Source organism: Actinoplanes lobatus, from assembly GCF_014205215.1.
GTDB lineage: Bacteria > Actinomycetota > Actinomycetes > Mycobacteriales > Micromonosporaceae > Actinoplanes > Actinoplanes lobatus.
In genome coordinates, this window is sequence record NZ_JACHNC010000001.1 from 1,079,314 (window position 1) to 1,094,678 (window position 15,365).

Consider the following 15,365-nt stretch of genomic DNA (forward strand, 5'->3'; position numbering starts at 1 on the left):
TCGAGGACAGTGCGCTCAGATAAGTACTCGGGACGCGAAGCACATGCGGCTAACCTTGCCCCATCTCACGGCCTGAGTCAACTGATCCCACATTTTGATCACCACGGGTGGTGACGAAATCCGGATCACTCGGCAACAGCGCCCTGACCTGCCGCATTCCCGGGCCGAGCCGGACCACCTGACTGCGGGCCGGGGCGTCGTTGGGCGGGGTGGCCCGGGGCGCCGGCAGCGGGCGCGGCCCGGCCGGGCGCAGGGTGCGCAGCCGGGACTCGAAGTGCTCGGCCGGCACGCCCCAGCCGAACAGCGAGCCCTGCCCGAGCCGGCAGCCGGCCTCCTCGACGATCTTCCGCTGGTCCTTCGTGCCGATCCCCTCGGCCAGCACCTCCAGGCCCAGCCGGTGCCCGAGCCGGACCACCACGTCGACCAGCGGGGCGGCCGTGCCGGTCCGCGACTCCGGCTCCGCCACCAGCGCGTGGTCGATCTTCAGGATGTCCACCGGGAGGGTCCGCAACTGGCCCAGCGACGAGTAGCCGGCGCCGAAGTCGTCCAGCGCGATCCGCACCCCGGTCTTGCGCAGCTCGGCCAGGCGGCGGACCAGCTCCTCCATGTCGGTCGCGACGGCGTGCTCGGTCACCTCCAGGACCAGGCGCTGCGGGGGGACGCCGTACTCCGCCAGCACGTCCGCGACCTGGGCCGCGTAGTCGGAGTTGTGCAGCTCCTTGGGCGACAGGTTCACCGACAGCCAGACGTCGTGCCCCTTGGCCCGCCACTCGGCGAGCTGCTTGCACGCCTGCTCCAGCACCCACGCGCCGATCCGGTTGATCAGGCCGGACTCCTCGGCCACCGGGATGAACTCGACCGGCGGCACCCGGCCCAGGTCCGGATGGGTCCAGCGGAGCAGCGCCTCGGCGCCGACCGGGCGCATCGACGGCAGCGCCACGACCGGCTGGAAGACCAGGCTCAGCTGGCCGCGGTCGATGGCGTGCCGCAGCTCGCCGGTGAGCGTGCCGCGGCGGCGCAGCACCTCGTCGTACCCCGCCTGGTAGCGCTCGACCCGGTTCTTGCCGCGCTGCTTGGCGTAGCGCAGGGCCAGGTCGGCGTCGTGCAGCAGCTCGCCGGTGGCGGCCACGCCCAGGCTCGCGGACAGGAAGATCGAGCCGCCGTCCACCTCGTACGGCTCCCCGAGCACCGCGAGCAGCCGGTGCGCCGTCAGCACCGCCTCGTCGGCGTCGCCGCGCATCAGCACCGCGAACTCGTCGCCGCCGAGCCGGGCCGCCACGTCGCCGGACAGCAGGTTGCGCCGCAGCCGGGCGCCCACCTCGGCCAGCACCGCGTCGCCGACGTCGTGGCCGCGCATGTCGTTGACGGTCTTGAAGCCGTCCATGTCGATGCCGATGAGCGCGGCCGCCCCGGTGGAGGAGCGCAGCGCCCGCTGGAGGCCACGCCGGTTGGCCAGGCCGGTCAGCGGGTCGGTGTGCGCCAGCTCACGGAAGTGCGCCTCGCTCTGCCGCAGCCGCAGCGTGTAGCGGCGGACGTCGTCGAGCGCAAGGTACTGCCGGGCGACCAGGGCCAGGCCCACCACGGCGGCGCCGAAGTAGCCGGCCGCGTCCAGGGTCCCGCCCATGGCCAGGTGGTGGCCGAGCGCGCTGAGCAGGGCCAGCATCGGGAACACCGCGTACGCCCCGCCGCGCTCCAGCACGTCACCGGTCACCTGGACCGGCCGGTCGGCGGCCCGCACCGCCCAGGCCACCACGGCCAGCCCGGCGGTCAGCAGCAGGCCGCTGGCCAGCGTGAACCCGTCGTTGCCCCGGCAGATCCCGACGGCCAGCACATTCGCCGCGACGGCCACCAGACCGACGCCGGCCGACACCCGGACGGTGTGCCGCCGCGGCCGGTGGGCGTGCAGCGCCAGGACCGCGGTCAGGCCGAGGGAGAGCACCACCAGGACGGCCGGGACCAGGATCGCGGGACACCGGTACGGCGTCGCGTCGCCCAGGATCCGGGTCGGCCGGCTGACCAGCACCCAGCCGACGAACCAGATGGCGGCCGCGATGACCAGCCCGTCGAGCACGTGCCGGAGCGCCGCGGCCGGGCCCCGGGCGGCGCCGGGCAGCGCCACCGTCCCGGCCAGCAGGGCGACCACGCCGATCGCGGTGCCGGTGGCCACGGCCGTGGCCAGCGCCTGGGCGTGCCCGGGAGAGTGGTGGTGGCCGGTGATCAGCGCGGTGACCAGGCCGGCCAGCGCCGCGGCGGTGACCAGCGCGCCACCGGCGGCCAGCAGCAGGTGCGCCCGGCGGGCGGCGCCGGTGTGCCGGTGGCCGGAACGGGCCAGGTAGGCGACCGCCGGGACGGCGACCAGCAGGCCCACGAGTCCCGCCAGATCCATACCGGACGGTGAGTGCACGGACACACTGTGCCCGATCTTCTTCGATTCCGACACCCCCGGCGTCCCGCGCTGTGGACGGCGTGGGTGGTTCCGGGCCTGGCCGGTGGCACTATTGGGGGATGCCTGAGCTGCGCTCCCGGACCTCGACCCACGGTCGCACCATGGCCGGCGCGCGCGCCCTGTGGCGCGCCACCGGCATGACCGACGACGACTTCGGCAAGCCGATCGTCGCCATCGCCAACAGCTTCACCCAGTTCGTACCGGGTCATGTGCACCTCAAGGATCTCGGCGGCCTGGTCGCCGAGTCGATCGCCGCGGCCGGTGGCGTCGGGCGCGAGTTCAACACCATCGCGGTGGACGACGGCATCGCCATGGGTCACGGCGGCATGCTCTACTCGCTGCCCAGTCGCGAGCTGATCGCCGACGCCGTGGAGTACATGGTGAACGCGCACTGCGCCGACGCCCTGGTCTGCATCTCGAACTGCGACAAGATCACCCCCGGCATGCTGATCGCCGCCCTGCGGCTGAACATCCCGACGGTCTTCGTCTCCGGCGGCCCGATGGAGGCCGGCAAGACGATCGCCATCGAGGGCATCGTGCACGAGAAGCTCGACCTGGTCGACGCGATGAGCGCGGCCGCCAACGACAACGTGACCGACGAGCAGCTCGACACGATCGAGCGGTCCGCCTGCCCGACCTGCGGCTCGTGTTCCGGCATGTTCACCGCCAACTCGATGAACTGCCTGACCGAGGCGATCGGCCTGTCGCTGCCCGGCAACGGCTCGACGCTGGCCACGCACGCCTCGCGCAAGGCGCTGTTCACCGAGGCCGGCCGGCTGATCGTGCAGATCGCCAAGGAGTACTACGAGAACGACGACGAGTCGGTGCTGCCGCGCTCGATCGCCAGCCGGGACGCCTTCGACAACGCGGTGGCCCTCGACGTGGCGATGGGCGGGTCGACCAACACGATCCTGCACCTGCTGGCCGCGGCCCGCGAGGCCGACCTCGACTTCAGCGTCTCCGACATCGACGCCGTCTCGCGCCGGGTGCCCTGCCTGTCGAAGGTCGCGCCGAACAGCCCGAAGTACCACATGGAGGACGTGCACCGCGCCGGCGGCATCCCCGCCCTGCTCGGTGAGCTGCACCGCGGCGGGGTTCTGAAGGAGAACGTCCGCGCCGTGCACTCGCCGGACCTCTCCACCTGGCTTGCCGATTGGGACATTCGGGGTGAATCACCCACCGAGCAGGCGCTGGAGCTGTTCCACGCCGCGCCCGGCGGAGTCCGCACGACCGAGCCGTTCAGCACGCGGAACCGGTGGGCGACCCTCGACACCGACGCGGAGAGCGGCTGCATCCGGTCGGTCGAGCACGCCTACACCGTCGACGGCGGCCTGGCCATCCTCTTCGGCAACCTCGCCCCGGACGGCTGCGTCGTCAAGACCGCCGGCGTCGACGAGTCGATCTGGAAGTTCACCGGCCCGGCCCGGGTCTACGAATCCCAGGACGACGCGGTCGCCGGCATCCTCGGCAAGGAGGTGGTCGAGGGCGACGTCGTGATCATCCGGTACGAAGGCCCCCGCGGCGGCCCCGGCATGCAGGAGATGCTCTACCCCACCTCGTTCCTGAAGGGCCGGGGGCTGGGCAAGGCGTGCGCGCTGATCACCGACGGCCGGTTCTCCGGCGGCACGTCCGGGCTGTCCATCGGCCACGTCTCCCCCGAGGCGGCGGGCGGCGGCCTGATCGCGCTGGTCGAGACCGGCGACGAGATCACCATCGACATCCCGGGCCGCAGCATCACGCTGAACGTGCACGACGACGTCCTGGCCCAGCGCCGTCACGAGCAGGAGCGGCGGCCCCGGCCCTACACGCCGGCCGATCGTCAGCGCCCGGTCTCGGCGGCGCTGCGCGCCTACGCCTCGATGGCCACCAGCGCCAGCGACGGCGCCTACCGCAAGGTCCCCGAGTAAGGGTTCCTCCGCAGCGACGCCGTGGCGGCTTTCGGGCCCCACGGCGTCGTTTTTTGATCGGTACGGGCATCAGCCGCGAACAACCGCGACGGCGGCCGTCCCGCCGCACCTCGCGAGGCGCTGCCCACTCCAGGCCGTGACGCGCCCGCCGGGCCGATGCGGGTGGTCACCCGCCGGGCGTACCCCGGAATGCAGTTGATCTTGATTGGTCGGCCGTGGGTCAGTTCCAGGTGGGGAGGGGCTGGCCGGGCTGTTTGCGGCCCAGGTACTCCAGCACCTTGCGGCAGTCCAGGTTGGGCGAACTGTAGGTGTGGCCCTTCAGCTTCTCCACGAGCGGCTGGTCGCCGGCCAGCTGATCGGACTCGTTGTGGCAGGTCAGCCGGGTGTCGACGGCGGACTGCGGGATGCGCATGACATACCGGGTGTCGGCGTGCAGGACGGTCAGCCACTCCTCGGTCTCGGCGATCGGGTAGCCGATGAACCGGCTCTCCGGGCGCACCTGAAGATCGTTGACGCCGTCGCCCAGGTCCTGCGTGGAGGTCACCGCGGTGCCGTTGATCAGGAAGGCCTGCGCGGACACCCAGGGCGCGTCGAGGCTGTTCATGAACTGGAACGCCAGCGCGGCGGCGCCCAGGTAGACGACCGACAAACCCTGCCAACCGGTAAGCGTGTGCCCGCGTTTGATCAGCCGCTCGTCGGTGGAGCGTGCCCATCGGTGGCGGAAGTGGCGGATCACCAGCTCCACGCAGAGCGCGGTGAGAACCACGGCCAGACAACGGCGCAGGTACGAGTACGGCGAGGCCAGGGCGGTGACCGCGGCCACGATCAGGATCAGTGGCCAGAGAGCGGGCTGGATCCGGGCACGGTAGCGGATCGCGAACCAGATCGTGCCCAGGGCGATCGCGGGCAGGATGTAGTACGCATAGATGGTCACCGTGCCGAGCGCCACCTGCACCGGAGTCGCGGCGAGCAGGGCGGTCGTGGTGGTCAGCGAATACCGCGCGACCCCGTAGATCTTGATGAGGAACAGCAGCAGGAGCAGGCTGGAGCCGACCGCCACCAGCTCCCGGGAGCTGATCCGGCCGTCCTGGTCACGGGTCTCGGCCACCGGCAGCGGGGCCGGAGGAACATCCGGTGTGGACGTCGGGTGCTGTCTCGGGACGGTCTCGGTGCTGGTCAGATGACGGGTGCGGGGACGTTTCTTCGGCTGTGCCATCGCCGGTCGGCCTCTCTCGGATCCCGGGTCTCCGACGGGGCCTCAGGGTAGGCATCGAAAGCAACGACACGCCAGAGGCGGCCGGGCCGGCTCTCAGTGCTGTTTCGAGGGCCCCCTTTCCGGCCGGAAGAGGGCGGCGCCGCCGCCCGAGGGGACGACGGCGCCGGTTGTTGTCAGCGGACTCTGGTGGTGGCGGAGCGGCCGGGGCCGGCGCCGGCCGGGTTCACGGCCTGGACCGTGATGCGGTAGCGGGTGTTCTTCGGGGTACCGGACGGGGCCGTGAAGGTCGCCTTCCGGGCCGAAGCCGGGTGGGTGGTCACGATGGCCGAACCGTAGGGCCTGCCCTTAGCGTTCACGCGCTGGTAGGTGACCCGGTAGCCGATGATCCCGGCGCCGCCGGTGGTGGACGGGGCCGTCCAGCGGATCGCCGCGGTGAGCGGGCCGCCGGAACGGCCGGGGTCGGCGGTCAGGGAGCCGGGCTTGACCGGGACGGCCCGCGGGGTGACGGCCGTGCTGGCCTTCGACCAGGCGCCGGCGCCGATCCCGTTGACGGCGCGGACCCGGAACCGGTAGGCCGTGCCGTTGGCGAGCCCGGTGACGGTGTGCGCCGAGCTGCCGGCGGTGGCGGTCCGGAGGCCGCCGGCCTGCTTGCCCTTGCTGTTCAGCACCTGGATCTCGTAGCGCTCGACCGGGCTGCCGCCGTTGTCGGCGGGTGCGGCCCAGCGGACCACGGCGACGCCCGCGCCGGGGGCCGGCTGGCCGATCCGGGTAGCGCCGGGAACGGTCCGGGCGCCCGGGGACGGGTCGACCGGGCCGGGGTTGGCAGTCCCGGGGTCCGTGTTCCCAGGATCCGTGGTCCCCGGATCACCGGTCCCGTTGTCCGCAGAGGCGACGGTGGGAACAATCGTGTTCGAGACAGCGGAGAAGGCGCTGGCACCGGCCGCGTTGACGGCGCGGACCCAGAACGCGTAGGGCTGACCGGAGGTGAGGCCGTACATGGTCAGTTCGGTGACACCGGGGTCGGCCACGTCCACGCCCACGACGATGCCCGTCGAAGCGTCCAGGGCCTGGATCTCGTAGCCGTAGATCGCCGTCCCGCCGTCGTAGCCGGGAGCGGTCCAGCGGACCACCGCGCTCTCCTCGCCGGCGGTGGCGACCCCGATGCCCGGAGCGTCCGGTGCGACCGGCGTGACCGGCCGCGGCGGGGTGACGGTCGGCCGCGGGGTCGGCGTGGCCGTGGTCGGGGCCGCGGTGGGCGCCGTGGTCGGGGCAGTAGTGGGCGCCGTGGTCGGTGCCACGGTCGGAGCTGTAGTAGGGGCCGTAGTCGGAACGGTGGTGGGTGGAATGGTGGTGGGTGGAACGGTGGTGGGCGCGGGCGTGGTCGGCTGCGGATCGGGGTTTTCCCCGGGCTCGGCCGGGCCGTCGTCACCAGGAGCCGCGGCGGCCGGGGTCACCGGGCCGAACGGGGCGCTGAACACGCCGGGCCCGGCGGCCGTGTCGGCACGCACCCGGAAGGTGTATCCGGTGCCGTTGACCAGGCCGGTCACGACGAGGCCGCGGGTGTCGGCGGGAAGGGCGGTCAGGACGGTCGCGCCGCCGCCGGTCCGTTCCAGGGTGAGGCCGGTGACCGGGTCGCCGGCGGTCGCGTCGGGCACGGTGATCAGCACGGTGGCCTGCCCGTCCCCGGCGAACGCGCTGACGCCGAGGAAGGCCCGCATGCCGCTGACGTCCACGGTCTGGTCGTCGAAACGCAGCAGCTCGACGTTGCGAACCAGGTCGTTGCCGTCCGGGCCGGAGACGAGGACGCCACCGGAGATCGGGGTGACGGCGTATGCGGAGCGCGCCCCGGCGTACACCGCTGTGTCGTGGTCCGGCGACGGCGAGGTCAGGATCTCCCGTACCGGAATGATGTCCTCGGGTTTGATCCTGCCGGCGAAGACGTCGGCCTGGAGCTCGGCGAGGGAGCGTGCCGAGCGGATCTCCGCGCCGGAGGCGGAGCGGACGCTGAGACGAACCGAAAGGTAGCGGTCGCCGTCGATGACGTCGTCGCCGCCACGGCCCTGGAAGGTGTCGTCGCCGGCGCCGCCGAGCAGGATGTTGCCCTCGCCCCACACGTTGCCGCGCAGGTCGCAGGTCCGTCCGGTCCGGTTGGCGACGGTGTCGGCCGGGATGGGCAGTTCGGTGACCACCTGGTCGAGCCCGCTGATCCGGGCGACGCCGGCCGCGTCGAGCGCGTCGCAGCCGACGGCGCCGTCGAGGGCGGGGATGCCGTCGTCGCCGCGCAGGGTGTCGTCGCCCGCGCCGCCGGAGAGGGACTCGACCTCGTCGTACCGGTCGCGGACCTCGGTCTGGAGGCCGTCGAGGCCGAGGAGCGGCAGGTCGAGGTCGGCGTCGATGGTCTCGGTGCCGGCGATGGACCAGTCCCAGCCGGAGCCGCCGGCGTTCTTCTCGATGCCGGGGCCCTGGACCCCGATGTCGTCGCCGCCCTCCATGTCGTAGTCGTCGTCGCCACCCTGGCCGACGAGCACGTCGTGGCCGGGCCGGTTGCTGTCGTCGCGGAAGAACAGGTTGCCGCTGTCGCCCTGGAGCAGGTCGGGTGAGTTGCCGCCCTCCATCCAGTCGTCGCCGGAGTCGCCGAGCGCGGTGTCCTCGCCGTCACCGGCGATGATCAGGTCGTCGCCCTCGCCGCCGAAGGTGCTGTTGGCGTTGGCGCCGCCGTTGGTGAAGTCGCGGCCGTCGCCGCCGAGCACGACGTCGAGGCCGGGACCGGCGTCGAGCGCGTCGTTGCCGGGGCCGCCCTTGAGGAAGTCGGCGCCGCCGAGGTCGGTGAGCACGTCGTCGTCCTCGCCGCCGACGGTGACGTCGTCACCGGCGCCGCCTTCGAGCACGTCGTCGCCTTCGGCGCCCCACAGGGTGTCGTTGTCGTTGCCGGCGGTGACCCGGTCGCGGTTCTCGGTGCCGGCGTAGACCGACTGGGCGTTCATGCCGGCCGGGTCGACGGTGTTGCGGGCCCGGTAGGCGATGGTGCCGTCCGGGTGGCGCAGCAGCAGGGCCCGCTCGTCGCACTCGGTGGCCGGGTCGTCGTCGACCAGGTTGCCGTGCCGGGCGTATCCGTCGGCGGTGCCGTCCAGGGTGGACAGGTCGAAGCGGCAGTCGGTGGTGGCGAAGACGTCGGCGCGCAGGCTGTGCGCCGTGGTGGTGCGGCCGATCAGCTCGGCGAACGAGTTGCCTTCGAGCTGGCTGCGCAGGTTCATGCCGGGCGTACGGGCGAGGTAGTACAGCCGGTCGCCGTTCTGGAGGGCGGTGAGCTGGCTCTCGAAGACGTAGTCGAAGGTGCTGCCGAGCAGGCCGCCGAACGGTTCGGTGGTCTCGGCGAGCCCGCCGATCCACAGGTCGATGTCGTCGAGGCCGGAGTTCGCGGTGGTCCAGGCGCCGGTGGCGTTGAGGAAACCGGCGCCGGCCGGGGTCTCCAGCAGTGCCTGGGCGGCGGCCCGCTTCTCGTCCACGGTGGTCTTGTTCAGAAGGGAGGGGTGCTTGCCGTACGCCGCCACGAAGTTGACAAGCGATTCGGGGTGCTTGAGGTGCTCGCCGAAGTCGATCCAGCTGACGTAGGGCCTCAGCCGCCCGTCCCCGGTCCGGTCGTGCAGCACGCGCCGCAGATGGTTCAGCGACGGCACGCCCTCGGAGCGGCCCCGGGCGATGTTGATCGCGCCGAGGTCCATCGGCAGGCCGAGCAGGTTGTTGCGCAGGGTGTCGGTCATGAACTCGTCGAGGTCGTTGCCGACCTGCTCGCTCATGCCTTGGACGATCTCGCCGGCCGCCTGTTCGGGCGACAGGGTGCCGTCGGCGGTGAAGGCCGGCGGGTTGAGGAAGCCGTCCAGCAGGGAGAGGCCGCCGGCGTTGGGCCGTTCGATGCGCTCGGTGAGCATCGAGTGCCCGAACCGGTAGACGGCGTGCGCGAACTCGGCGTACACGGCCGGGTTCAGCTCGGCCTGGGTGAAGGCGAACGGCTGGAACGGGTTGATCGCCGGCTGGATCTTGCGGGCGAACTCCTCGAAGACGAGGTGCTGGTATTCCATCTCGTTGACGAACTTGGCGGCCTGGAAGAGCCGCCGCCCGGTCCACTCCGGGTTGCCGTCGGCGACCCGGACGATGTCGGTGACCAGGCGGTTGTGCTCGGAGTGGAAGATCTGGTGCACCGCGGTGAGGCCGATGTTCTCGTTGGCCCGGCCGTCACCGGCGATGTAGTGGGCGGCGAGCATCTCGTCGTCGTAGGTGCCGGCCGGCTGGGCCGTGAAGTCCGTGCCGGCCACCGTGTCGGCATCCGGCGTGAGCGTGCCGCCGGGTTTGGCGTGGTGCGCGATGTCGGTGAGGAACGGCGTGTCGAAGTGGACCACGTCGGCGGGCACGGCGACCGGGTTCGCGAGGTCGCCCTCGACCAGGCCGGCCGCGGTGACGTACTGCGGGAGGCCGCGGGCCGGGCCGGGCACGAAGTCGCCGTACGCGTCGGCGAGCACCATCGGCACGTCGAGCGCGTCGGTGTCGGACAGTGCCAGGCCGAGCCGCTCGCGGGCCTGCCGCTTGACGTCGGCCCAGGTGGGCAGCCCGCCGGCATCGCCGGTGAGCAGGTTGCCGGTGTCCTTGGCGAGGGTGTCGTACTCGCGCAGGAACACCTGGTGTGCGGCGTGCGACGCGTACGTCTGGGAGTTGTCGACGTACGAGGTGTCGGTGTTCGTGGCGTCCGGACGGGCGGCCCGGCTGAGCATCATGAACCGCATGTTCGACGGCACGTACCTCGCGTCCCCGGGACCGGGGTCGTCGGCCGTACCGGTCTGGCGGTCCGGTCCCGCGATGAGCGGGTCGTCGGCGCGCAGCGGGACCATGACGATGTCGTCGCTCTTGACCGTCTGGTCGATGCCGTGGTCGAAGAACTGGCCGAAGAGGGTGAACCACGAGTTGTAGGGCGCGGACAGCCCGAAGTCGGTGGTCACGTTGGGGATGAAGAGCGTGGCGCCGTCGGTGGCGCCGCCGGAGACCGCGACCGCGGCCGGGTTGGCCGCGGTCTGGTCGGCGATCAGGTTGCTGATCTGCCGGGGCGCCGCGTCGACGGCGTTCTCCCCCTGGTAGCCGGCCGGGTACTCGGCGGGCGCCAGGCGGGGGAAGGTCTCGCCGGCGGCGCCGTAGTTCTCCTGCCCCGGGGTGAGGTGGTTGCAGGTCCCGTCGACCGTGCGCAGGCCGAGGGCGAGCAGGGGGCTGCCGAGTTCGTCGCGCAGCGCCCCGCAGGGTCCGGTCTCGCTGGTCGTGCCGGCGACGTGCGCCTCAGCGATCTTGATCTGCTTGAGGATGTACTCCAGGTCGGCGGCGGTGACGGTGAATCCCTGGCCGATCGGGGCGGCCTGTGCGGGAGGAACCGCCAGGACCGTGGTGGAGAGCAGCGCGCCGAACACGGCGGCGGACCAGACTCTGCGCAAGATTGGACCTCATCCCGGGGAGGGGAATGCCCGTTTCATGGGGCTATTTCGGTACATGTTCTTGCAGCAGGGTGTGGTCCACCTGAGTACTTCCTGAGGCGCCGGGCCCGGGCTCGGTGGCCGTCACGTGCACCTGCGAGGCCGGCACCCCGGCGGCCCGGCCCATCGACTCGCGCACCGCGGCGACCTGGCCGTCGCCGAGCACCGCCCCGAAGTAGCGGACCGTGACCCCGGCCGGCTGCACCTCGGTGACGTAGCGATTCAGCGAGTCGCTGAGCACGCCCTCGGCGTCCTGCCGCTCCCGCACCAGCTCGGGCGTCACCCCGGCGGGCGTCAGGACACAGAACGTCAGATCGTGTACGAGGACCGGCTGCACCAGGTAGAAGGCCACCGAGGCGGGCTGGTGGTCGCGCATCAGCGCCTCGGCGTCCATCACCGGTACGCCCTCGTCCAGCACGAGGGTCATCTCCGGGACCAGGAACTCCAGCATCCGCTCGGAGAAGACGGCGAACGTGGCGTCGGTCAGCTCACCCAGTTTCTGCTCGGCGGCCAGTGCCCGCAGCTCCCGGGCGATGGCGGCACGGTCCGCGCCGGGCGCCGGGTGGATCGCGATCGCGGCGCGCCGGCGGACCATCGGGCCGTCGAAGGTGGTGGTGGCCTGGCGGTCGCCCGCGTCGCCGGTCACCTCGTGGGCGACCGGCGCGGCGTCCGGTTCGGGGCGGGCGTACCAGGCCGCGCCGACGGCCAGGGCCAGCAGCCCGGCGAGGAGCCGCCGCATCAGGTGCCCAGCGGGTAGCTGGGGGCGTAGGTCACCGGCTGCTCCGGGGACTCGTCGGCGTACGCCGGGTCCGAGGAGATCGGGTCATTGGCGCCCGGGTCGCCGACCGCGAACTGGATCATCATGTCGCTGTCCTCGTGGATGAGGTTGTGGCAGTGCAGCATGTAGCGGCCGCCGGCGTTGCCGTCGCCGGTGGTGAACTGCATGAGCACCGACGCGGTCTCGTTCTCGCCCAGGTAGAAGACGTCCTTCGGGCCGTTCTCCCAGGCGTACGGCTTGTTGCCCGGGGTGTTGTTGCGGGACAGCACCATGCCGTCGATCAGGTGGATGTGCACCGGGTGGAACCAGCCCCCGGACTCGTTCACCAGATCCCAGATCTCCACGTCGTACGGCTTCGGATTGCCCAGCACCCGCTTGAAGCCGCTCTTCTCGACGTCGTCCCAGGTCTCCCCGTTGACGGTCCAGAGCCCGTGCTTGCGTTCCACCCGCACGGTGCGGCGCGCGGTCGCCATCTCCGGCTTGAGCTTCATGACGTCGTGGGCCCCACGGTTCGCCCACGGCACCGGCCCGGCGTCGAGTGTCTTCGGGATCTGGTACGTGTCCGGCGCACCCGAGTCGGCGACCACCTCGAACTGCATCACCTTGTCGGTGTTCTGGAAGTCCTCGTTGTTCTTGTTGCTCAGGTTCCGCAGCTCGATCTTCTGACCGACCTTGTACTTCCGGAAGTCGATCAGCACCTCGTACCGCTCGGCCGGGCTGTGCCGGAAGCTGGCCACCTCGGCCACCTTCGGCGTCATGCCGCCGTCCGTGGCGACCACGTAGAACGGGTCCCCGGTGCTGAGCCGCCAACGGTAGGACCGGGAGATCGACGCGACCAGGATCCGGAACCGGTAGACCCGCGGCTTGACCCGCATCTTCGGCCACGGCACCCCGTTCACCAGGATGATGTCGCCCATCAGGCCGGCGTTGTCCTCGTCGTCGAAGGCCACCGAGCCGTCCGCGTTGAAGGCGATGTCACTGACCACGATCGGGACGTCGTACTGGTCCTGCGGCAGTTGTGCCGCCTCGTACTCGTCGGTCAGGTGGTACTGCGCGGCCAGGCCGGAGTAGGCGTTCGCGGCCGTGGTCCGGTGGTTGTGGTCGTGGTACCAGAGCGTCCGGGCCGGCTGCCAGTTCGGGTACCGGTAGGTCTTGCAGTGCCCCGGGTGGGTGTGGTCGTTGGCGTACCCGTCGTACTGCGGCAGCGAGGCCGACCCGTGCAGGTGGGTGACCGTGCTGAACGGCTTCCCGTTGATCCGGTTCAGGGTGAGCGAGTTCTTGATCCGTACCTCGGTACGGGTACCGCGCGGCACCCGGATGGTCGGCCCCGGGAAGATCCCGTTGTAGCCGGCGATCGTGGTGACCAGGCCCGGCACGATGCTGGCCGGCCCGGTCTTCTGGGTGAGCCGGTACTTCTGGAACGGCCCCTCGCCGTCGACGCCCTCGTCGTAGGGCATCAGGACCGGCGGCCGCCGGAACATGTTGGTGTACGGCGTCGGCGTGTTGCGTGTGGCGAGCCCGCTCGACTTGGCCACCACGGCGCCACCCGCGGCCGTGACGATCAGGCCACCGCCACCCAGCGCGAAAGCGCCCTTGAGCAGGCCGCGCCGGCTCAGACTTCCCCGTGACATCGAGCTCCCTTTGGTCCGGTCAGCAGTCGGGCGCCGACGGTAGGAGCAGGGCCTTTGGAAAACCTGTGGAAAGCCTCATCTCGGGTGGCCCGGACGCCGAACCTGTCCGGAGAACCTTCACGAGGAGGAGACATGCGTGTCAGCGTGCTCGGGCAGCTGACCGTCACATCGGGCACCGGTGAGCCGCTGCCCGCCGGCGAGCTGCCCCGCCGTGCCCGGCAGGTGCTCGCGGTGCTGGCGGCACGGCACGACCGGATCCAGTCCAAGGACGCGCTGGCGGACTCGGTCTGGGGCGACGACCTGCCCGGGAACCACGTGTCCGCGCTGGAGCACTACGTCTCGGTGATCCGGCGGCGCCTGCAACCGGACGGCTCGTCGGCGAACTGGTTCATCGTGACCCGCAGCGGCGGCTACCTCTTCGACACCGGCCGGGCCGCGCTGGACCTGGCCGACCTGCGGGCGCTGATCCGCCGGCTGGACGCGCTGCCCCCGGGCTGCCCGGAACGACTGGCCGTCCACGAGGGCATCCTCGACCTGGCCCGGCAGCTGCCGTTCCCCGAGGACCCGTACGCCGACTGGGCCGAACCGGTCCGCGCCGAGGTCCAGGTGGCGGCCGTGAACGCGCTGCTCCAGCACTCCGACGCGGCCCTGCCCAGCGACGCCGCCCGGTCGTTGCGCCTGGCCCAGGAGGCGATCGAGCTCAACCCGTTCCTGGAGTCCGGGTACCGGGCCGCGATGAGCGCGGCGATCGCGATGGGCCGGCAGGACGACGCGCTGCGCATCTTCGAACGCTGCCGGAACCTGCTCGACGTGGAACTGGGCGTGGCGCCGTCGGCCGAGCTGGTCCGCCTGCAACGGGAGGTGCTGGCCGCCCGGGTGGCCGAGCCGCCGCCCGCCGCCCCGCCCACGCCGCCGGCGCAGGCTCCCCCGCGGGAGCGGTTCCTGGGCCGGATCACCGAACTGCGGGTGCTGCTCGAACCGGATCCGCCCGCGGTGGTGCACATCGTCGGGCCGTCCGGGTCCGGCAAGTCGGCCTTCCTCTCCGAGCTGGAGCGCCACGCGCCCGGGCGGGTCGGCGTCGGGCACGGCGCGTCGTCGGTCGGGGTGCTCCGGCACGCCTGGCTGCTGGCCGCGCTCACCGATCTGGGTGCGGCGCCGGAGATCCTGTCCATCGTCGACGCCTCCGGGCCGGACCAGCCGCTGCTGCGTCCCGACCTGGAGCGGATCGGCGCCGCGCTGGCCGGGCCGGATCCGGTCTTCATCGCCATCGACGACGCCGCCGACCTGGACGCGGCCAGCGTGGCCGAGCTGTCCTGGCTGGGCCGGCACTGTCCGGCGCTGCGGATCGTGCTGACCTACCGCTATCCGTCGGAGATCGCCGACCGGCCGCTGGCCGGCCTCGGCACTCCGGTGGTGCTGCGCCTCGAACCGCTCGCCGACCACGACCTGGCCGTTCTCGGCGACGGCGACCTGCCGGAACAGACCGGTGGCATCCCGGCGCTGGTCGCGACCGCGCAACGGCCGCCCGCGGTGTCGCACGCGGTGGCCATGCAGATCGCCCGGCAGCGCACCCGCTGGATGCCCGATCCGTCGTGGGAGATCCTGCGGCTGTGCGCGGTGCTGGGGCCGCTCAGCGTGGGCGAGCTGTCGACGCTCACCGATCACCCCCTGCCGGAGGTGCTGGCCTGCGTCGACCACCTGGTCCACGCCCACCTGCTGACCGAGAACGAGGACGGCCGCGTCCGGCACCGCAGCTCGCTGACCAGCGCGGCGGTCTCCGGCCAGGTCTCCGCGGCGTCGGCCCGCTATCTGCGCCGCCGCCTGGCCGCGGATTCCTGAAGACCTTCTCCGGTACGGACACCGCGCGCGAGACGCGG

General features: G+C 71.9%; 7 protein-coding genes. 2 read left to right on the forward strand and 5 right to left on the reverse strand.

Features of this window, described 5'->3' with window-relative positions; translation table 11 throughout:
- Positions 1–49 precede the first annotated feature (49 nt).
- Positions 50–2,404, reverse strand: coding sequence for a putative bifunctional diguanylate cyclase/phosphodiesterase (locus BJ964_RS04775; protein WP_229806565.1), 2,355 nt, complete (start codon positions 2,402–2,404; stop codon positions 50–52).
- 101 nt (positions 2,405–2,505) lie between these two features.
- Between BJ964_RS04775 and ilvD the strand changes: the two genes are divergently transcribed.
- Positions 2,506–4,353 (forward strand): dihydroxy-acid dehydratase, encoded by a 1,848-nt coding sequence (gene ilvD / locus BJ964_RS04780; protein ID WP_188119539.1) that lies wholly within the window; start codon positions 2,506–2,508, stop codon positions 4,351–4,353.
- Positions 4,354–4,573: 220 nt separating this feature from the next.
- On the opposite strand, the gene BJ964_RS04785 is transcribed toward ilvD, so the two are convergent.
- From BJ964_RS04785 to BJ964_RS04800, 4 genes are all read right to left on the reverse strand, one after another.
- The gene (locus BJ964_RS04785) at positions 4,574–5,569 is read right to left on the reverse strand and encodes a hypothetical protein (RefSeq protein WP_188119540.1); all 996 of its coding nucleotides are present in this window, start codon (positions 5,567–5,569) and stop codon (positions 4,574–4,576) included.
- A gap of 173 nt (positions 5,570–5,742) precedes the next feature.
- Entirely contained in the window at positions 5,743–11,040 is a 5,298-nt protein-coding gene (locus BJ964_RS04790) for a peroxidase family protein (RefSeq protein WP_203832479.1), read from the reverse strand.
- A gap of 43 nt (positions 11,041–11,083) precedes the next feature.
- Positions 11,084–11,818, reverse strand: a complete 735-nt coding sequence (locus tag BJ964_RS04795; RefSeq protein WP_188119541.1) for a hypothetical protein — start codon at positions 11,816–11,818, stop codon at positions 11,084–11,086.
- On the reverse strand, positions 11,818–13,488 hold the full coding sequence (locus tag BJ964_RS04800; protein WP_188119542.1) for a multicopper oxidase family protein: 1,671 nt from the start codon (positions 13,486–13,488) through the stop codon (positions 11,818–11,820). Before BJ964_RS04800 ends, BJ964_RS04795 begins: the two co-directional genes overlap by 1 nt.
- 132 nt (positions 13,489–13,620) lie before the next feature.
- Here BJ964_RS04800 and BJ964_RS04805 point away from each other — a divergent pair, with 132 nt between their 5' ends.
- Positions 13,621–15,327 carry a BTAD domain-containing putative transcriptional regulator gene (locus BJ964_RS04805; protein WP_188119543.1) on the forward strand — a complete coding sequence of 569 codons (1,707 nt, stop codon included), beginning with the start codon at positions 13,621–13,623 and terminating at the stop codon, positions 15,325–15,327.
- Positions 15,328–15,365 lie beyond the last annotated feature (38 nt).